Source organism: Polaribacter sp. 11A2H, assembly GCF_011379025.1.
Classification (GTDB): Bacteria; Bacteroidota; Bacteroidia; order Flavobacteriales; family Flavobacteriaceae; genus Polaribacter.
On sequence record NZ_WTLD01000005.1, the window covers coordinates 238,664 to 259,391 of the forward strand.

The 20,728-nt window shown below is 29.8% G+C and carries 19 protein-coding genes, 1 other RNA gene and 1 riboswitch; of the genes, 9 read left to right on the plus strand and 11 right to left on the minus strand.

Features of this window, described 5'->3' with window-relative positions; translation table 11 throughout:
* The first annotated feature begins 116 nt into the window (after positions 1–116).
* On the plus strand, positions 117–1,439 hold the full coding sequence (locus GQS58_RS08630; protein WP_166384884.1) for a LuxR C-terminal-related transcriptional regulator: 1,323 nt from the start codon (positions 117–119) through the stop codon (positions 1,437–1,439).
* 162 nt (positions 1,440–1,601) lie between these two features.
* On the opposite strand, the gene GQS58_RS08635 is transcribed toward GQS58_RS08630, so the two are convergent.
* The 8 genes from GQS58_RS08635 to GQS58_RS08670 all read right to left on the minus strand — a co-directional run bounded on the left by GQS58_RS08635 (position 1,602) and on the right by GQS58_RS08670 (position 8,414).
* Positions 1,602–2,732, minus strand: a complete 1,131-nt coding sequence (locus GQS58_RS08635; RefSeq protein WP_166384886.1) for an ABC transporter substrate-binding protein — start codon at positions 2,730–2,732, stop codon at positions 1,602–1,604.
* Entirely contained in the window at positions 2,732–3,769 is a 1,038-nt protein-coding gene (locus tag GQS58_RS08640) for a GMP reductase (RefSeq protein WP_166384888.1), read from the minus strand. The genes GQS58_RS08635 and GQS58_RS08640 overlap by 1 nt, the downstream gene beginning before the upstream one ends.
* Before the next feature lie 112 nt (positions 3,770–3,881).
* The gene (locus GQS58_RS08645; RefSeq protein ID WP_166384890.1) at positions 3,882–4,442 is read right to left on the minus strand and encodes a cobalamin adenosyltransferase; all 561 of its coding nucleotides are present in this window, start codon (positions 4,440–4,442) and stop codon (positions 3,882–3,884) included.
* A gap of 29 nt (positions 4,443–4,471) precedes the next feature.
* The gene (locus GQS58_RS08650; RefSeq protein ID WP_166384892.1) at positions 4,472–5,584 is read right to left on the minus strand and encodes an ABC transporter substrate-binding protein; all 1,113 of its coding nucleotides are present in this window, start codon (positions 5,582–5,584) and stop codon (positions 4,472–4,474) included.
* A 1-nt stretch (position 5,585) separates the two neighbouring features.
* Complete coding sequence (gene cobC / locus GQS58_RS08655) at positions 5,586–6,113, minus strand: alpha-ribazole phosphatase (RefSeq protein WP_166384894.1); 528 nt, start codon at positions 6,111–6,113, stop codon at positions 5,586–5,588.
* Entirely contained in the window at positions 6,098–6,865 is a 768-nt protein-coding gene (locus GQS58_RS08660) for an adenosylcobinamide-GDP ribazoletransferase (protein ID WP_166384896.1), read from the minus strand. The genes cobC and GQS58_RS08660 overlap by 16 nt, the downstream gene beginning before the upstream one ends.
* Before the next feature lie 4 nt (positions 6,866–6,869).
* Positions 6,870–7,907, minus strand: coding sequence for a nicotinate-nucleotide--dimethylbenzimidazole phosphoribosyltransferase (gene cobT, locus GQS58_RS08665; protein WP_166384898.1), 1,038 nt, complete (start codon positions 7,905–7,907; stop codon positions 6,870–6,872).
* A 3-nt stretch (positions 7,908–7,910) separates the two neighbouring features.
* Entirely contained in the window at positions 7,911–8,414 is a 504-nt protein-coding gene (locus GQS58_RS08670) for a bifunctional adenosylcobinamide kinase/adenosylcobinamide-phosphate guanylyltransferase (protein WP_166384900.1), read from the minus strand.
* Positions 8,415–8,684: 270 nt separating this feature from the next.
* Positions 8,685–8,895, plus strand: a riboswitch (cobalamin riboswitch).
* 146 nt (positions 8,896–9,041) lie between these two features.
* Between GQS58_RS08670 and GQS58_RS08675 the strand changes: the two genes are divergently transcribed.
* Entirely contained in the window at positions 9,042–10,979 is a 1,938-nt protein-coding gene (locus GQS58_RS08675) for a TonB-dependent receptor plug domain-containing protein (protein ID WP_166384902.1), read from the plus strand.
* Positions 10,980–11,039: 60 nt separating this feature from the next.
* Here GQS58_RS08675 and GQS58_RS08680 read toward each other — a convergent pair whose 3' ends face one another.
* Genes GQS58_RS08680 through GQS58_RS08690 form a run of 3 tightly spaced genes read right to left on the minus strand, consistent with a single transcriptional unit; the run spans position 11,040 to position 12,891 of the window.
* Positions 11,040–11,552, minus strand: a complete 513-nt coding sequence (locus GQS58_RS08680) for a hypothetical protein (protein WP_166384904.1) — start codon at positions 11,550–11,552, stop codon at positions 11,040–11,042.
* Between the two features lie 3 nt (positions 11,553–11,555).
* On the minus strand, positions 11,556–12,275 hold the full coding sequence (locus GQS58_RS08685; protein WP_166384906.1) for a DUF3307 domain-containing protein: 720 nt from the start codon (positions 12,273–12,275) through the stop codon (positions 11,556–11,558).
* Position 12,276: 1 nt separating this feature from the next.
* A complete protein-coding gene (locus GQS58_RS08690) occupies positions 12,277–12,891 on the minus strand; it encodes a SatD family protein (RefSeq protein ID WP_166384908.1) in 615 nt (204 codons plus the stop codon).
* Positions 12,892–13,130: 239 nt separating this feature from the next.
* Between GQS58_RS08690 and GQS58_RS08695 the strand changes: the two genes are divergently transcribed.
* The 7 genes from GQS58_RS08695 (at position 13,131) to rnpB (ending at position 20,505) form a co-directional block, all read left to right on the plus strand.
* Positions 13,131–15,452, plus strand: coding sequence for an ATP-dependent helicase (locus GQS58_RS08695; protein WP_166384910.1), 2,322 nt, complete (start codon positions 13,131–13,133; stop codon positions 15,450–15,452).
* A gap of 141 nt (positions 15,453–15,593) precedes the next feature.
* Entirely contained in the window at positions 15,594–16,256 is a 663-nt protein-coding gene (locus tag GQS58_RS08700; protein WP_166384912.1) for a DUF4290 domain-containing protein, read from the plus strand.
* Positions 16,257–16,259: 3 nt separating this feature from the next.
* Positions 16,260–17,570 (plus strand): UDP-N-acetylglucosamine 1-carboxyvinyltransferase, encoded by a 1,311-nt coding sequence (murA, locus tag GQS58_RS08705; protein WP_166384914.1) that lies wholly within the window; start codon positions 16,260–16,262, stop codon positions 17,568–17,570.
* 38 nt (positions 17,571–17,608) lie between these two features.
* On the plus strand, positions 17,609–18,157 hold the full coding sequence (locus GQS58_RS08710; RefSeq protein ID WP_166384916.1) for an HNH endonuclease: 549 nt from the start codon (positions 17,609–17,611) through the stop codon (positions 18,155–18,157).
* 91 nt (positions 18,158–18,248) lie between these two features.
* Positions 18,249–18,797, plus strand: a complete 549-nt coding sequence (locus GQS58_RS08715) for a nucleotide exchange factor GrpE (protein WP_166384918.1) — start codon at positions 18,249–18,251, stop codon at positions 18,795–18,797.
* A gap of 67 nt (positions 18,798–18,864) precedes the next feature.
* Positions 18,865–20,013 carry a molecular chaperone DnaJ gene (dnaJ, locus tag GQS58_RS08720; protein ID WP_166384920.1) on the plus strand — a complete coding sequence of 383 codons (1,149 nt, stop codon included), beginning with the start codon at positions 18,865–18,867 and terminating at the stop codon, positions 20,011–20,013.
* A 190-nt stretch (positions 20,014–20,203) separates the two neighbouring features.
* Positions 20,204–20,505: RNase P RNA component class A (rnpB, locus tag GQS58_RS08725), an RNA gene on the plus strand.
* Positions 20,506–20,728: the final 223 nt, after the last annotated feature.

Below are 20,728 nucleotides of genomic sequence, written 5' to 3' on the forward strand. Positions count from 1 at the left end.
TTTGAAAAAAAATAATATTTATTTAAAATGTAGTCGTAGTTTTTCTTCTATTTTTGTTTTTTAATTTCTTATATATCTATTTATATAAGACATTCTATTTTTAAAAAAAACCATTAATGAAAATTAAACTACTCTTAATCTTTCTTTTTATAGTTGGGTTTAATACTTTTTCTCAATCTGATGTTTATTATTTTAAAGATACTAATAGTAGTTTTAGTTATAAAGATATTGACACAGTAGATTTTAAACCTTTACATAAACAAGTTTTAGAAAGACATTCTAAAGCTACTTTTTGGTTTAAGGTACTTGAAAATGAAACGGATATAGACTATATCTTTAGAATAAATAATATAAGAGCAATAAATGTACATGCATACCAAAAGAATAAAGAGATTTCTAAATTAAGTAATCAAAGATATATTTCTTTTAAATTCTCTAGAAAAGATCCGGTATACATAAAAGCGAGTTCTAATTTTAGTTCTTATTTCCCTGTAGAATTGAGTACAATTGAGGAGGCTACTTTTACAGAAAAAGTGCAACTTAGTATTAATGGGTTTTACTATGGAGTAACTTTTTTGGTAATTATTTTTAGTATTAATTACTACTGTTTTTTTAAAAATGTTGCATTTTTATATCATGCTTTTTTGCTAATTAGTATTTCTTTTAGTTTTGTAATTTTTGATGGTTTATTAAATGTTTTTAATGTTGACCAAAAAATAATAGAATTCTTAATTTTACTAGATTATATTTTATTAAGCTATACATCATTAAAATTTGGAAATAGTTTTGTTTTGTTAGATAAGTATTTTCAAGGGGCTAAGAAGTATACTTTTGGTTTGTTTCTAATCATTGTTTTATTTGTTATCTTATTTATTATTTTTAGAATAAATGAATTCTATATAATTCTAAGCGTTTTAACATTGCTACTTTTATTTATCTATTGGTTTTTAGGTATTTTACTTTTTAATAAAAACAACTATACGAAGCTCTTTGTTTTTTCTTTTGCAATTTCATTATTTAGCGGATTAGACTTTTTTGTTTTAAAGAATTTTGGTGTTTCGTTATTTGAAACAAATGCAACCAATTTAAAAATGGGGGGCTTTTTACAAATTATAGTTTTATCATTTGCTGTTTTGTTTAGAGAAAAAGATTTAAGAAGATATAATTTCTTTATGAAAAATGAAATTATAAAGTTCTCTAAAGAAATAAAACATCTTACAACTCAAGAAGAACTATTAAAAGTAGATTTAGACAACTTGAGTTTAAGGGAGAGAGAAATTTTTAACTTAATAGTATCTAGTAAGTCTAATAAAGAAATAGCAAGCGAAGTAAATATCTCTGTAAATACCGTTAAATTTCATGTAAAAAATATTTACTTAAAATTAGATATCAAAAATAGAAAAGAAGCATTAACCATTAAAAAAGTCATAAAACACTAGGGTTTTTAGAAGAACCACCTAAAGACTACCTTAATACTACCCCAATACTACCCGTAAAATAACAAGAATAACTTACTATTTATAGTATTTTTGAAGTAGAAATTTCCCCCAAAATTTTTCAATAACAAAAGGCCTTCAGTATCTTACTGAAGGCTTTTTTTTTTATTTCATTTTTTCAAAAAATGTCATTTTATAATTTGGTAACAAATCTGGATTTGTAATTTTTATAAAATCTTTCAAAACTAAATCTGGTCTTGTAGGTGCTAATTCAAAATAAATGATACCACCAGTCTTACCTTTCTTAATTGTTGAAGTGTAAATTTTATCATTTTTAAAAGCATCAAATTCTGCATAAATTTTATTGCTTTGTAATAATTGTTCTTTGGTAGAAAAATATCCAGGAGAAATCCAATAATCGGCATTTTGGCCTTTATCAAAAATACTTTCAAAACTTAGAGACAAGCTTCCTTTTCCTTTTGTGTCTTGCCACAAGTAATTAAGGTTTGCATCCTTTATAAATTGTGCAACAAAACTTTCTCCTGCAGGTAAATTCCAAATATCTTTACTCATGATTGCTCCAGACAAAATGGTGGGCTTGTTGGTTGATTTTAAAGCTATTTTTTTAGCCTCTAAATAATTACTTTCAATTACTTTAAAAATACTATCAGCTTGTTTTTCTTTATTAAAAAGAATACCAAAGAATTTAATCCATTCCGCTCTTCCTAACGGAGTTTCTTCTAACCAATCTCCATTGTAAATTACATTTATACCAGCTCTTTTAACGGTTGTCAAACTTTTATCTGCAGAAGAAACACTATAGCCAACAACTAACTCGGGTTGCAGGTCCAATAATATTTCTGTATTTAAAGAGGTTTCTTTTCCTATTTCTTTTATTTTTCCGTTATCTATTAATTTTCTAGTTTTTTCTGATGAAACATATTTAGCATACGGAAAACCAATAATGGAAGTTTCTTCGTTTAATAACTCAACCATGGGAATATGAGTTGTAGATGTTATTACAATCTTTTGAATAGGAGTATAGATGGTGTTTTCTATAGAGGAACTATTTCCGGATTTGTTTTTAATAATATATTCAGAAACTTCTTTAGATTTTTGATAAGCAGATTTTATAATCAACTTTTTAATACCATGATTATCAATAATATCAAACCCTTTCGCATATTTAATACTACTTTCGGATTGTGAGTTTTTATGAACGTTAACGATTTCTTTTTTACAAGAAATCGTTAACGTTAAAAAGAATAAAACAAGAATAAAATTTAAATTTTTCATTAAGAATATACTTGATTTTCCTGTTCTTGGACTCTAATAAAAGTAGTTCTTTTCGTCAATTCTTTTAATCTGCTTGCACCAACATAGGTACATGTAGATCTAATTCCGCCTAAAATATCTATAATGGTATCATCTACATTTCCTCTATAAGGAACGTCAACCGTTTTTCCTTCAGAAGCTCTATAGTTTGCAACGCCACCAACATGTTTATTCATAGCAGTTGTAGAACTCATTCCGTAAAAAGCTTTGAATTTTTCTCCATTTTTTTCAATCAATTCACCACCACTTTCTTCATGACCAGCAAGCATACCACCTAACATTACAAAATCTGCACTACCACCAAAAGCTTTAGAAAGATCTCCAGGAATTTTACAACCTCCATCAGAAATAATTTGTCCGCCCATTCCGTGAGCAGCATCTGCACATTCTATGATAGCAGATAATTGTGGATAACCAACTCCGGTTTTTACACGCGTTGTACAAACAGAACCAGGACCAATACCAACTTTAATTATATCAGCGCCAGCTAATAATAATTCTTCTACCATTTCACCTGTTACCACATTACCAGCAATGATTACTTTATTTGGGTGATTTTTACGCATTTTTTGAACAAAATTTACAAAATGTTCAGAATAACCGTTGGCAACATCCACACAAATAAAGTTAATTTGAGGAAATTCAGATAAAATTTGCTTCACTTTTTCCGAATCTTCTTTTCCAGTTCCTGTACTAACTGCAATATTATTTAATGTTTTTTTATCCGCTTTTGCGGCAAAACTTCTCCAATCTTCAATAGAATAATGTTTATGAATTGCTGTAAAAAGACCATGTTTTGCAAGTGATTTTGCCATTTCAAAAGTACCTACGGTATCCATATTTGCCGCCATAATTGGTATTCCTGTCCAAACAACATCACTATGTAAAAAAGTAAATGTTCTTTCTAAACTTACTTGCGAACGCGATTTTAGTGTAGATCTTTTAGGACGAATCATAACATCTTTAAAACCTAATTTTAATTCATTTTCTATTCTCATCTCTATCAAAATTGTTAAGTGATAAAGGTATTAAATTTGAAAATGGTTTTATTAGATTATCGATGGAAATGAGTTTGATTCGAATAAAAATGAAATGTAATTTTACTATAAATTAATAACTCTTACTAACAAAAGGAGTTTCTTTAAAACCAGTTACTTTATTGATTAGAATTGTGGCGGTAAAAAAATAGTTACAAAGTAAATTTGCGAATTTTGGTAAAATATCGGCAACTTCTTTGTTTTCATTATTGTGTATAATTACCATTAATCTAACGGCCTTCTTTGAAAGTGAAGAACACTGATTCAAAATACCTACAGGAGATTTTCCTCCAGGTAAAACAAAACCAGAAATAGTATCTTCAACTATTAACTTCATCTTTCTATAATGATCTAATAATTGTTGATGATCATTTTCTGTAATAGCTAATTTCCCTCTTATCGAACCATTAAGATGGTAGCAAAGAGGTACTAACCAGTTTAATTCTTTTTCTAGTTTTTTTAGTTCTTCGCTATTAGGGTAATTTAAGATTAAAACAGAGAGTTCGTTAATAGCCCAAGCTACTGAACGAGTTAGTTGATCTGTTTCTATTTCATAATCGCAAAGAGAAGAATCTTCATATATAAAAGGATAACAAAGCTCATCTATGTTAGATTTTGGACGTAATTTTTTCATTAAAATTATTATTTTTATAGAAACTTAATTTAATTCATTTTTGCGAAGAAAGTTAAGCTATAATTTGGCAACAAATTTGGGTGCGTAATTTTTATTATGTCTTTTAAAAGTAAATCTGGTCTTACAGGAGCTTTTTCAAAGTAAATAAGTCCGCCCGTTATTCCTTTATTAGTGGCATAGGTATATACGTTTTTATTCTTAAAAGTATTAAAAGAATTGTAAGATTGATTAGATCTTAACATTTCTTCTCTGCTTTCAAATAAACCACAACCAATCCAAAAATCGGCATCTTTTCCCTTGTCTAAAACACTTTCTATACTTAAAGGTAAGCTACCATTTCCTTGTGTGTTTTTCCATATATAATTTGTGTTGGCATCTTTAAAATAAGTAGCAATAAAACTTTTACCAGCTGGCATATACCAGGTATCTTTAAATAAATTTCCAGAAATAATAGTGGGAATAGTTTTTGATTTTAAAGCTATTTTTTTCACAGCTAAATAATTAGACTCAATAACGTTAAAAATACTGTCTGCTTCTTTTTCTTTGTTGAATAAAACACCAAAAAACTTAATCCATTCTGCGCGACCTAAAGGAGTATCTTCTAACCAATCTCCATTATAAATAACAGGAATTCCGTTTCTCATAATCGTTTTATATGTTTTATTATTACCATTTAAGCCAAAACCAATGACGAGATTTGGTGCTAATTCTAGTAGTTTTTCTGTGTTCATAGATCGTTCACTACCTAACTCAACAACCTTACCATCAGCAATACGTTTTCTAGTTTTTTCTGATGAAATAAATTTTGTTTGTGGAAACCCTGTTAAATACTTTTCTGCACCAATTTGTTCTAACATTGATATATGGGTAGTACTTGTAACCACGATGTTTTTAATAGGGATTTTTAATTCATTTTTACTTAAATCCGTTTTATCGCCAAGTAGGTAGGTAAATTCTTCTTTAGAGTTTTGATACGGTTTTTTTATTACCAATTTTTTCTGATTACCTATTGTAATTATGTCAAAACCTTTTGCATACTTTATGGTGCTTTTTAGCGTTGTTTTTACTGTTGCTTGATTTGCTTTTTTTTGACAAGAAAAGAAGAGACTACTTATAATTAAGAAAGCTAAAAGATGTTTCATTTTAATAATTTATTTCTAAAACTTGTGCGTATTGTAATTTTAAATCAAAAGATTTTTCTAAAGGGATTTTATTGATAAAAGAATGCAAACTTCTCATAACACCTGCATGCGTTATAATAACAACCTTTTTGTGTTTTTGCTTGCTTATTTCTAAAAGAAAATTTGTAGTTCTAGCATGTAAATCTAAATATGATTCGCCATTTGTTACAGCAACCCTTACAAAGTCATTCATCCAAATATCTAATTCAGTTTTATTGATATCGTTCCAGTTTTGTAGTTCCCAATCTCCAAAATCTAATTCTTTTAGACGATCATCAAAAAGAACAGTATCCGAAAGTTTTTCTGCAAGTTTTTTACACCTTTTAAGCGGACTACTATAATAAACAGTTTCAGCATCATAAGTAGAAACTTTCTTTAAAATAGGTTTAATTTCCTCTAAAAAAGTATCAGTAACATCAAGATCCGCTTGTCCGTAGCAAATTCCTTTTGCTATTTTGGGAGTTGTATGTCTAATTAATATAATCTCCATAAAACGAGTATAAAAAGATAAAAAATAACTTCTGCAACTTGTTGCAAAGCACCCGCACAATCTCCTGTTTGTCCACCAATCCATTTCTTAAAAAAACGAGCTACATACCAATACGTTATTAATAAAGGTATAAGACATAGAAATACTCTGTAGTTTTGAAAAAAGAAAAGAGGTAAAATTCCAAAAAAGAAAGAAATCACTAAAGATTTTGTACTCATTTGTGTTGTTGTCGGCTTTATTTTAGAAGTTTCAATATCTCTTACATACGGATGCGTGTAGAGTAGGATAGTAGCAATAAAACGACTAATGGCATGACCAGAAATAATAAGTAAAGGAATGTTTATAGCAGATGAACTAAGCGCTTGTATTGCTGCAAATTTTAATAAAAGAATTGAAAATAATCCTATAACTCCAAAAGTTCCTAATCTGGAATCTTTCATGATTAGTAAGATTTTTTCTTTGGTCCAGCCACCTCCAAAACCATCGCAAGAATCGGCAAAACCATCTTCATGAAAAGCTCCAGTTGTCAAAATAGAAGAAATCATACTTAAAATTATAGAAATTTCCGGAGTAAAAATAAACGTTGCCAAGTAGTAAACCAAAGCAGCAATAGATCCTACTAAAATACCTACTAAAGAAAAGTATCGGTTACTTTTATTTAGCATTTCAGAGGAATGCCCGACCCATTTTGGGCAAGGTATTCTTGTAAAGAATAATATGGCTGTTAAAAAATAATGAATTTCTTTTTTCATAGCTTTAAGCTTCGCTGATATTGGCGCTTTCAAAAGTAGCCATTTCGTTTAAAAATAGCACCGAAGATTGAATAATAGGCAGTGCAACCGCAGCTCCTGTTCCTTCTCCTAAACGTAAACCTAAATTTAAAATAGGTTTTACATTTAAGTGATTTAATATTTTTTGATGCCCTTGTTCTCCGGAAGAATGTGTAAAAAGACAGTAATCAAGTACATTTTTATCAATAGCAAAAGCAGCTAACAAGGCAGCTGTAACAATAAATCCGTCAATTAGAATTGTCATTTTTAAAGCCGCTGCTTCTAAAATGGCACCCGTAATCATTACAATTTCGAAGCCACCAAAAGCAGTAAGTGCATCTATTGGTGAATGTATTGTTAATGAATGTTTATCGTATACTTGTCTTAAAACAATCTTTTTTTGTTGAAGACCTTGATCATTTAAACCTGTTCCTTTCCCCACACAATTCTCAATGTTAACGGCTGTAAAATAACTCATTAAAAGTGCTGCGGAAGAAGTGTTTCCAATCCCCATTTCTCCAAAACCAATGGTATTACAGTTCTCTTTAAATAGAGTGTTTACAATTTCTTTTCCTTTTTCTAGCGCAGTATTACATTCTGTAATTGTCATCGCTTTTTCAGTAGAAAAATCTTTGGTTCCTTTTGCTATTTTAGTAGATATTAATTGATTATTTGGGGTGAAATCTGCATTTACACCAGCATCAACAATTTTTAAATTGATATTGTTTTGTTTACAAAAAACATTAATTGCAGCACCTCCGTTTAAGAAATTTAGCACCATTTGTTGCGTTACTTCTTGCGGATATGGACTTACCTTTTTTGTTTTTGTAATTCCATGATCTGCAGCAAAAACAACAATTGTTGGTGTTGTAATTTTAGGTGTTAATGTGTTTTGTATGCTACCAATTTTAATAGCAATATCTTCTAACATACCTAAAGCTCCGATAGGTTTTGTTTTAAAATCTATCTTTTTTTGAAGAGTATTTATTATTTCTTTAGAAAGAGGTGTAATTTTTGAAATCATGTTTTATTTTAATTTTAAGGGCAATCCAGAAACCATAAAAGTTGCTTTATCTGCTTTTTTTGCAATAAATTGATTCATCCAGCCTTGTAGTTCTGTAAATTTTCTTCCAGATTCTGTAGTTGCATGTAATCCCATACCAATTTCATTAGAAATAATGATAATAGTAGCATCAATTTCTACTAGTTTTTCTATTTCTTGTTTGGCTAATTTTAAAGATTCTTCTACATCATATTTAGTGTCAACATAAAAGTTTGTTAACCATAATGTTACGCAGTCTACCACTACAGTAGATTTATCAACAATAACAGCACTAATATTTTTTTCTTCCTCAATGGTTGTCCAGCGTTTGTCTCTATCAGAAATGTGCCTTTCTACTCTTGTTTTAAAACCTTCATCCCAAATTCTAGAAGTTGCCAAATAAAAGGGGTTTTTAGAAATTTCTTCAGCTATTTTTTGGGCGTAACTACTTTTACCAGATCGTTCTCCGCCAGAAATATAATGAATCATAATTTAAAAATATATAAAGACAAAGGTTGTAAACATTTTTTTAAAAAGGAAAGAATATCTTAAATAGTATTTAAATTGCTTTTCTTTTATGATTTATACCTAAAGTTATCGAGAATTTTTAAAGCAGTTATTTTATAAAGATTTAAGAAATGTGGACGTTATATAAATAGAATATTTTCTTAAATTGATTTTCTGAGAATACTTAGAATTTTGGAATGAATTAAGCTGAAAATTTATTAATTATTAGATTCTAGTAATTAGAAATAATCTACATTTGTGAAGAATTTAGGTTTTGTTTTTTTGAGAACAAATTAAAAGGGAATTCGGTTTAACACCGAAGCTGTTCCCGCAACTGTAAGTTATTAAGCTTGTAATTATCTTTAAGTCACTGTTTAATTATTGAAAATATATTCAGTATAAAAATGGGAAGACAAATTACAAGACGCAAGCCAGGATACCTGCCTAGATTTGATACATTTTAACAATTAAAACTTTCGGGATAAAGGTTTATGTACTAATTCTATTTTGTACACAAATTTACCTGATTTATTTAGATTCCTTGTTTAACAAGGAGTAATCATTATTGTTTTCTTGTAAAAGAAGAAGACTTAAATTAAATCATTAAAAATGAAAAAACAATTATTAATTGTTGGTGTTTTGGCATGTAGTTTTGCTAGCACAAATCTTTTTGCACAGCAAAAAGAAAAAGTAGAGGCTTTAGACGAAGTTGTTGTTACAGCTACAAAATTTAATCTAAAAAAAGAGAATACTGGTAAGGTAATTCAGAAAATTACTCAAAAAGAATTGCAACAAAATGCTGGTAAAAATGTTATTGAAATCCTAAATAATGTTGTTGGTATTGATGTTAGAGGTGTAAATTCTAATGCATCAGAACCAAGAAGTATTAATATTAGAGGAGGAAGAAATAGGCAAGTTTTAGTTTTAATTGATGGTGTGCCAGTTACAGATCAATCTGCAATTAATCAACAATTCGATTTACGTTTATTAGCCGTTAGTCAAATAGAGTCTATTGAAATTTTAAAAGGAGCATCATCTACATTATACGGTTCTGGAGCAGCTACTGCAGTTATTAATGTTGTTTTAAAGAAAGCATCAGAAGATAATATTTCTGGTTCTTTTGAAACAAGTATTGGTACAAATAATACTGCAAATGTTAAAGGAAGCGGATTATCTGATAACAACCAAAACGTAAGTTTAAACGGTACTTTAGGGAAACTTAATTTCTTAGGTTCTTTTAGTATTACTGGAACAGACGGAATGTCTGCTGCAAAAAGTAAAACAAATGCTGTTTATGAAAATGATAGTTTTTATAGCAAAAATGCGTTGTTAAAATTAGGTTATGCAGTAAATGATAAGTTTTCTATAGAGACTTTCTTAAATTATGATGTTTTTGATTATGATTTTGATGCAGGGGCTTTTTCTGATAGTGATGTAAATACTGGAGATCAAGAGCAGTTTAGAGTTGGTGTAAAACCAAAATACACTTATAATAAAGGAGAAGTTTACTTATTAGCTTCTGCAAATGTGGTAGAAAGAAATTTAGAGCAATTCAATTCTTTTGCGGGTACTTTAGACAACTACGAATTTGTTGGTAGAAGTGTAAATTTAGATTTAGTAAATAGATATGATTTTAAAGACGGTAAAATTCAATTAATTACAGGTTTAAATTACCAAATACATAGTAATAATTCGGTAACTCCTTTTGCAGAAATTAAAAAAGGAATTGCAAATTTTAATACTGTAGATCCTTATGCAAGTGTAGTGTATATAACAGATTTTGGTTTAAGTGCCAATGTAGGTGGACGATTAAATATTCATAATGTATATGGTAATCATGCTGTTTATGATGGAAACCTTGCATACTCAGTTTTAAAAAATGAAAATGCTTCTTTAAAATTATTAACTTCTTATAGTACAGCATTTATTACACCAAGTTTGTATCAATTGTATGATGGTTTTTCTGGTAATTTAGATTTAAAACCAGAATCTAATGAAACTTTTGAAGCTGGTTTTGATGTAAATTATAAAGATTGGCTTCAGTTTGATGCTGTTTATTTTAATAGAAAAGAAGAAGATGCAATTATTTATGATAATGCTACTTTTAAATACGGTAATGGTTCTTCAGATGCTAGTGGTTTTGAAATAAATACGAATATTACACCTCTTAGTTTTTTAACTGTTAATGCTTCTTATACGTATGTTGATAAAGATAATACAGAAGATTTTAACGATTATATTCCTGCAAATAAATTTGTAGCAGGTTTAGATTTGGATGTCTTAAAAAATACATTCTTCAATATTACTTATAAAAATGTAGGTGATAGAAGTATTTTTGATAGATATGGTTCTTTTGGAACTGCAGGGGAAGATGTTACTTTAACAAGTTACCAAGTATTAGATTTTGCGGCTAATTATAAATTATTAGAAGACACTGTAACTTTATTTGGTGGAGTTACAAATATTTTAGACGAAGATTACGATGATATTTTAGGGTTTTCTACACGTGGTAGAAACTTTAAATTAGGAGTAAGGCTTCAGTTTTAAAAAGGGGAATTTGCTATTTCTGAAAGAAGAAAAAGACCATCTGTTTAGATGGTCTTTTTTTTATAACAGTTTTTTTACTTCATTTTTAATAAAACCAATAGCAGTATCCGTTGGCGGTAATGTTTTAGAGTAATCGATAATCACCTTTTCCCGCAGTTCATTGGCAGTTTCTGCCGTTTCTGCAACTTGTCTTAATTTATTAATAATGGTATTTTTTGTAGCCACAACTGCTGTCCAAGTATCGTCTGTAATATACATTTGCTGCACTAAATTATGTTCAAACTCTTGGTCTATATTTGCAATCAACAATTGTAAATAATCTTGCGTATCCTCTGTAATTGGTTTAATTCTCACCAACATTTTAACAGGATTAATACGCTCACAAAACAACAACATTCTTTCGTAAGCTTGTAGTTTTATAGGTAAAGCTTCTTTTTTTCTTTGAGATAATAACGCTGTTTTTTCATCAGAATTTAGCTTTATTATCAATCTATTAAATATATAATAAGCAACGAAACTGGTAACAGTAGCGGGTAGAATATATGCAATGCTTTCTATTAGTTTATCTTCCATAAATTAGATGAATTTTAAAGTGTACAAATATAATACTCCTAAAAAGATAGCAATACCAAAACTTAATAAAGTACCAATTAAAATATATTCCGTTAATTTTCTGTCTTTAGATGATGTTAAATCTCCAAATCTAAAAACAGATTTTGCTGCTAGTAGAAAGCCGATTGCTTCCCAATGATTGGTAATTACAAACGTAAATACAAATAAACGTTCTAGAATACCAATATAACGACCTGCTTTTTCGAGAGAATCATCATTTTCTTTTTTACTTTCAGGATTCCATTGTGTAATTATTATTTTAATGATAATTGCGGAAACAAAAATAACCAACAGTAAAAAGATAATTAATAATAAGATTTGATCTGTTATTAAGTTTTCAGTTGATAAAGAAAAATCAACATAAAAAGAAGTTGCAAACACTAATACACTAAGATGCAAAACTTGATCTATAAAAAACCAAATTCGTTTTGTTTTCTTTTTTTGGAGATAGAGTTTTAAAAGATCTATACCATAATGAGATATTATAACTAACAGAAAAGCGAGCCAATATTCTTGTAATTTAAGTTGAAGGACTAGTAATAATAAAATAGTATGAATTCCTATATGGAAGTATAATTTTATCGACTTTACTTTCTTTTCTTCTTTGTCTTTTACCCATTTTTCTGGCTGAAAAACAAAATCACCTAAAATATGAGTTAACAAAAGTTTTAAAAATAAGAGCATTTTATAAATGTATTTTTTGATTGATAATTTTTCTAAAACGCTTTTCTAGTTTCATAATAGGTTCAAATCCAGCACGTTTTTGGCGTTCACTAACACGTCCTTGTGTAATTCCTAAAAGGGCAGCAATTTCGTTTTGCGTACTATTTTCCGATTCTAAGGATATTTTAAATACTTCTGCAGAGTTTTTTGTCCAAGAATCCATGGTTAATAAGGCTAAATCGAAAGCGATATTTAACTCTGTATCAACTTCTTGCCAAGGTGTTTTAATCGCAATAGTTTGCTTCTTTAAGTAAGTGTCAAATGCATAGCCAGAATTTACAAAAGCTTCTCCGTTAGAAGCTGTAACCTCTGGAGCATTAAATTCTTTTTCTCCAATTCCAATTCCAATTCTAACATCTATATCTACCGTCGATTTTAAATGAGATTTTAACTTTAAAGCTGCATAAAATGCCTTTTCAGAGTTTTCTATTTCTAATTGAAAACTATCTCCTCTGTAAATCTGCCAATATTTTGGAGAATCACCAAAAGTCTTCAATGCTTCTTTTAGAGTTTCTAACCAAAAATTGTCATCTTTCTTTCTAGAATTGATGATGTCGCCTGTTAAAATACTAGTCATTTGTGAATCTTAATTTTTAGCTAATATATCATTTATTTAACTAAAAGTCAATATTATCTGCCTGTAAGCAGATATTTTAAATTATCTGTCTATAGGCAGATAATTGTATTTATCTGCTCTAGGGCAGATATCGTTGTAATTTGTTATGTATAAATTGTGAATAAATAGTATTCATCTTCTTTTCTATACACGAATAGTTTGGTTAATTTCACGCTTTCAAATTCTTTCAAAATAAACTATTGAGCACATATTTAGATTCTTTAAACGAAGCACAGAGACAAGCTGTCTTACAAAAAGATGGACCCATGATTATTATTGCGGGTGCGGGTTCTGGTAAAACACGTGTATTAACCTACAGAATTGCCCATTTAATGAAGCAAGGTGTAGATTCTTTCAACATTTTATCACTTACATTTACCAACAAGGCAGCTAAAGAAATGAAGGCAAGAATTGCCGGAGTTGTAGGTAACAGTGAGTCTAGAAATCTGTGGATGGGAACTTTTCACTCCGTTTTTGCTAGAATTTTACGTACCGAGGCAGACAAATTAGGTTTTCCAACCAATTTTACAATTTACGATTCTCAAGATTCTGTTCGTTTAATATCGGCAATTATAAAAGAGAAGAATTTAAATAGGGAACAATACAAGCCAAAACAGATTTTAGGTAGAATTTCTTCCTTTAAAAACAGTTTAATTACGGTTAAAGCGTATTTTAATAATGCAGATTTACAAGAAGCAGACTTACATGCAAGTAGGCCAGAAGTTGGTAATATTTATAGAACCTATGTAGATAGATGTTTTAAAGCTGGGGCAATGGATTTTGATGACTTGTTGTTAAGAACCAATGAGTTATTAGCGCGTTTTCCAGAAGTATTAGCTAAATACCAAGACCGTTTTAGATATATAATGGTAGATGAGTATCAAGATACAAATCACTCTCAATATATTATTGTAAGAGCTTTGGCAGACAAATTTGGTAATATTTGTGTGGTTGGAGACGATTCTCAGAGTATCTATAGTTTTAGGGGAGCAAATATTCAGAATATCTTAAATTTTCAGAAAGATTATCCGGATGTAAAAACTTTTAAACTTGAGCAAAATTACCGTTCTACAAGTAATATTGTAAACGCTGCAAATTCTGTAATCGAAAAAAATAAAACAAAATTAGATAAAGAAGTTTGGACCTCAAATGATCCTGGAGACGCTATAAATGTAATGCGTACCATTTCCGATGGGGAAGAAGGACGTTTTGTAGCTCAATCCATTTGGGAAAACCAAATGAATCATCAATTAACTCCAGATGATTTTTGTGTTTTATATAGAACAAACTCGCAATCTAGAGCTATTGAAGATGCCTTGCGTAAAAAAGGAATTGAGTATACCATTTACGGAGGAATGTCTTTTTATCAAAGAAAAGAAATTAAAGATATTTTATCTTATTTACGTATTTTAATCAACCCAAATGATGAAGAAGCGTTAAAAAGAATTATCAATTATCCTGCTCGTGGTATTGGTGCAACAACCATAGATCGATTAATAATAGCTGCAAATCATTATAAAAAATCAATTTTCGATATTATAAAATATATTGATAAAATAGATTTAAAAATTAATGCAGGAACTAAAAATAAGCTTCGTAATTTTATGACGATGATGCAGAGTTTGCAAGTAGAATCGCAAACAAAAAATGCATTTGAAATTGCAGAAACCGTTGTAAAAAAGACGCTATTAATAAAAGATTTAGAAAAAGACGGAACGCCAGAAGCAGTTAGTAAAGTAGAAAACGTTCAAGAACTTTTAAACGGAATTAAGGACTTTATTACTGATAAAATTGAAGAAGGTGGCGATACCTCTTTAACTACCTTTTTAGAAGATGTTGCTTTGGCTACAGATTTTGACGCTAAAAAAGAAGAAGACAAACCATCTGTTTCTTTAATGACCATTCACCAATCTAAAGGATTGGAGTATATGTACGTATACATTGTTGGTTTAGAAGAAAACTTATTTCCTTCTGCAATGAGTATGAATACTCGAAGTGAACTAGAAGAGGAGCGAAGGTTATTTTACGTTGCTATAACAAGGGCAGAAAAAGTGGCCTATTTAAGTTATGCGCAAACCCGTTATAGATGGGGGAAATTGGTAGATGCAGAACCAAGTAGATTTTTAGAGGAAATAGATGATCAATATCTAAATTACATTACACCAAAAAGTACAAACCCAGCAATTAATAATTTTGTTGATAAAAGTATTTTTGATGATGCCCCAAAAGGAATTCGTTTTCAAAAACCAATTCAGCGTAAAAAAATGGAGCGAGATTTGGTAAAGAAGAAAGAGATGGTGATTCCTAAAAATTTAAAAAAGGTATCTCAAGCAACCTCAAAACCTAATTTATTTGATGGTAATATTATTGTGGGTAATTTTGTAGAACACAATAGATTTGGAACAGGAGAAGTAATTGCGCTAGAGGGAAATGGCCCAAATAAAAAGGCAGAAATTAAATTTGGTACTGTTGGTAAGAAGAAATTATTGCTTCAATTTGCCAAATTAAAAGTGATTGGTTAAAAATCATTCATAGAAACTAAAAATAAATTGTTATTTTGCAACATTAAATAACTACAAACTATAATTTTTCAGTTCTAGTGTTTTCTTTTGATTAAAAGGATAAAGGAAAATGTATCGAGAACACTTCTCAAAAATATAAAAATGACATTCGATTTAGAATACAATTCAGGAAGACCGTTAATGATAATACCAGAATACGGCAGACATATACAAAAATTAGTAGACCATTGTTTGGCTTTAGAAACTAAAGAAGAACGCGATAAAATGGCAAAAGCGATTGTAGATGTTATGGGGAATTTACAACCACATTTACGTGATGTTCCAGATTTTAAACACAAACTTTGGGATCAGCTATATATCATGGCAGATTTTAAATTAGATGTAGAATCTCCATATCCGCAACCATCAAAAGAAGAATTACAAGAAAAACCAGAAGGATTAGCGTATCCAAAATCTGCGTCTAGATATCGTTATTATGGTAACAATATTCAAACAATGATAGATATTGCTTTAAGCTGGGAAGAAGGCGAGAAAAAAGAAGCTTTGGTATTTACCATTGCAAACCACATGAAAAAGTGTTATTTAAATTGGAATAAAGACACTGTCGATGATGCTGTAATTTTTAAGCATTTATTCGATTTATCTGATGGTAAATTAGATTTAAGAAATACAGAAGAAGAACTTTCTGAAAGTAAAAACTTGTTAAGAAAACCACGTACACAAGGTCAAGGTACTACTGCAACGAAAGGTACTTACAAGAAACCACAACACAGTAATCAAAATAAAAATAGAAAAAGATATTAGTATATGGCATCATTTAAAATTGAAGGCGGTCATAAATTAAACGGAACCATTACTCCACAAGGAGCAAAAAACGAAGTTTTACAAATACTCTGCGCGGTTTTATTAACCCCAGAAAGAGTTGTTGTAAATAACGTTCCAGATATTATTGATGTTAACAAACTAATTTTTATTCTTGGAGAATTAGGTGTAAAAGTAGAAAAATTAAGTAGAAATTCTTACGCTTTTCAAGCGGATGAAATCAATTTAAAATATTTAGAATCTGCAGATTTTAAAAGAGACGGAAGCTCTTTACGTGGCTCTATTATGATTGTTGGTCCGCTTTTAGCTCGTTTTGGTAAAGGATATATTCCTAGACCTGGAGGAGATAAAATTGGTCGTAGACGATTAGATACCCATTTTGAAGGCTTTATAAGATTAGGAGCAAAATTCCGTTATAATAAAGAAGAACATTTTTACGGAGTAGAAGCAGCAGAGTTATTTGGTGTAGAAATGTTGTTAGATGAAGCTTCTGTAACAGGAACCGCTAATATTTTAATGGCAGCTGTTTTAGCTACAGGAACTACAAAAATATACAATGCAGCCTGCGAACCTTATATTCAACAGTTATGTAAAATGTTGAATTCTATGGGGGCAAAAATCTCTGGAGTTGGGTCTAATTTATTAATCATAGAAGGAGTAGAAGCGCTAGGTGGTTGTGAGCACACTGTTTTACCAGACATGATTGAAATTGGTTCTTGGATTGGTGTTGCTGTAATGACAAGATCTGAATTAACAATTAAAGATGTTAGTTGGGATAACTTAGGGCAAATACCTAATGTATTTAGAAAATTAGGTATTACACTAGAGAGAAAAGGAGATGATATTTACATTCCTGCACAAGAATCGTATGAAATTCAAAACTTTATAGATGGTTCTGTTTTAACCGTTGCAGATGCACCTTGGCCTGGTTTTACGCCAGATTTATTAAGTATTGTTTTGGTAATAGCTACACAAGCAAAAGGAACCGTTTTAATACATCAAAAGATGTTTGAAAGCCGTTTATTCTTTGTTGATAAATTGATCGATATGGGCGCTAAAGTAATTTTGTGTGATCCTCATAGAGCTACCGTAATTGGTATGAATTTTGAAAGCTCTTTAAAGGCAACCAAAATGACATCGCCAGATATTAGAGCAGGAATTTCATTATTAATTGCTGCATTATCTGCAAAAGGAACAAGTATTATAAATAATATTGAACAAATAGATAGAGGGTACGAAAACATAGAAGCCCGTTTAAAATCTATTGGTGCTAAAATTGAAAGAATTGCTGAATAAAGAAAAGTTTTTTATGAATTTAAAAATACTTTTATATTATGATAAGAAGTTTGTGGAAAGAAGAGTGGAAGGATATTAAATTTGATGAGAAAATTTCTGATGTAAAAAAATTTAAGATTTCTAACTACGGAAGAGTTCTTTATATTAAAGACGATAAAGAATTTTTAAGAGAAAAAAGTTTTATTAATGGCTATGAAACCATTTATGTAAAACAAGTAGTAAATAATAAATCTACTAGTAGGTATCTACATAAATTAGTTGCTCAACATTTTCTAGAAAAAGAAAGTGAAGAGAAAATTTTTGTTTTACATCTTAATTATGATAAAACAGATAATACACTAGATAATTTAAAATGGGCAACAAAAAGAGAAAAAGAGTTGCATCAGTTTAAAAACCCTGTGTTTGTAGAATCTATAAAGAATAAAAAAAATAGTTATAAGCTAACAGAAGGAAAAGTAAAAATCATAAAAAGGCAGCTTAAAAATAAAAGAACAAGAATCACTATGATTGCCAAACGATTTGGAGTTTCAGATATGCAAATTCATAGAATTAAATCTGGTGAAAATTGGGGACATGTTAAAATATAAAGAAATTAAAAATAGTGTCAATCTGACACTATTTTTTTGTTGGCAACGTTTTTGCCTTTTAATAGTAGATATTTTAACGTTTACAAAGATAATGAGTAAGAAAGATAACACCCAAGAAGAAGAAATAAGAAACGAACAAGAAACTGTTCAAGTAGAAGAAAATCAAGAAGTTGAAGCAGAAGTTGTAAAAGAAGAACCTACAACAGAAGAGTTGCTTCAAGCTGAAAAAGATAAGTTTTTACGTTTGTTTGCTGAGTTTGAAAACTATAAAAAGAGAACATCCAGAGAAAGAATAGAATTATTTAAAACTGCTGGACAAGATTTAATGACATCTTTACTGCCAATTATTGATGATTTTGAACGTGCTCTGACACATATTGAAGATGATAAAGAGGCAGAAGAATTAAGAAAAGGAGTGTTGTTAATTTATCAAAAATTATTTAACACTTTAGAGTTAAAAGGATTGTCTGTAGTAGAAACAAAAGCTGGTGATGTTTTTGATGCTGAAATTCACGAAGCAATTACTCAGATTCCTGCTCCATCAGAAGATTTAAAAGGAAAAGTAATTGACTGTGTAGAAAAAGGATACAAATTAGGAGACAAAATTATTCGTTATCCTAAAGTGGTTATTGGACAATAAGTTACAATTAACAATGTACAATTACCATTGATCATTGATTACTGTTAATTGATAATTGAAATAAAACATGGCAAAACAAGATTTTTACGAAATATTAGGTCTTTCAAAATCTGCAACTCAAGCAGAAATAAAGAAAGGTTATAGAAAAATGGCTATTAAATATCATCCAGACAAAAATCCGGATGATACCGCTGCAGAAGAGAACTTTAAAAAGGCTGCAGAAGCGTACGAGGTTTTAAGTGACGAAAACAAAAAAGCACGATATGATCAATATGGTCATGCTGGTTTTGAAGGTCCACAAGGTGGCGGCGGTTTCGGCGGCGGCGGCGGAATGAATATGGATGACATATTTAGTCAGTTTGGAGATATCTTCGGCGGCGGCGGAGGCGGCGGTTTTGGAGGTGGCTTCGGTGGTTTTGGCGGTGGTGGAGGCCAACGACAAGCAAGAGTTAAAGGAAGTAATATGCGAATACGTGTAAAACTTACTTTAGAAGAAATAGCAAAAGGCGTAGAAAAGAAAGTAAAAGTTAGACGTAAAGTACAAGCAGAAGGAGTTACTTATAAAACGTGTACTACATGTAATGGTTCTGGGCAACAAATGCGCGTTACCAATACTATTTTAGGTAGAATGCAAACAGCTACTACTTGTGGTACTTGTTCTGGTGCTGGAGAAATTATTAGTACAAAACCAAGTGAAGCAGATGCACAAGGTTTAATTACAAGAGAAGAAACCGTTTCTATAAATATACCTGCAGGAGTTACAGAAGGTGTACAATTAAAAGTAGGAGGAAAAGGAAATGAAGCTCCTGGTAAAAACTCTATTGCTGGAGATTTATTAGTATTAATTGAAGAAGTTCCTCATGATATTTTAAAGAGAGAAGGAACTAATATTCATTATGATTTATATATTAATTTCTCTGAAGCAGTTTTAGGAACAAGCAAAGAAGTTGATACCGTTACAGGTAAAGTGAAAATTAAAATTGATGCTGGTACACAATCGGGTAAAATTTTAAGATTAAAAGGAAAAGGTTTGCCAAGTATAGAGCGTTATGGTACTGGAGATTTTCTAATACATATTAATGTTTGGACACCACAAGAATTGAATAAAGAACAAAAACAATTCTTTGATAAAATGTCTGATAATGAGAATTTTAGACCAAGTCCAAATAAGTCGGACAAATCGTTTTTTGAAAAAGTTAAAGACATGTTCTCTTAAGGAAATGTTAATTTTAAATAAAAAAGTAACTTTTTAAAATAAGCTGTTTTTTTATTTAAATATTTAAAGTATATTTGCAGTGTTGCCGATTTTATCGGCAACACTTTTTCTTTTTCATAGCAATTTTTCCCACTCATTTATGAGTGGGTTTTTTTTATGATTAAAGAAAAATTCATAATATAATATAGAAATTGCAGACTTATCTTATCGACTTGTTTTACAAGTAGGAAAGTCCGGACACCAAAGAGTATCATAGCGGATAACATCCGTCCAGCGAGAGCTGAGGACCAGTGCAACAGAAAGAATGTACAGTTAGGCTGTAGTGAAACCAGGTAAACTCTATGAGGTGCAATGCCATGTAAATTAGAGCTTGAGAGCTACTCGCTCGATTCTAAAGGGTAGGCAGATAGAAGTTACGAGTAATTGTAATTCTAGATAAATGATAAGAGCCTTTTTAAGGAACAGGATTCGGCTTATTAGTCTGCATTTTCTATATAATTATTAAAACTTCAAAATAAATCAATAAAGAAACCTTTTTATTGATTTAAAATCAGTGTTTTATCGAATAACTTTTTTTTATTCATTAATTTACGCAATCTATTATTTATCTTTTAATTTTAATATAAAAAATGTAAGTTTGTCAGACTAAAATAAAAAAATAATTTTACAGTATGTCTTTTCGTTTATAAGAATTAAAAGGGCTTACAGTAACTAA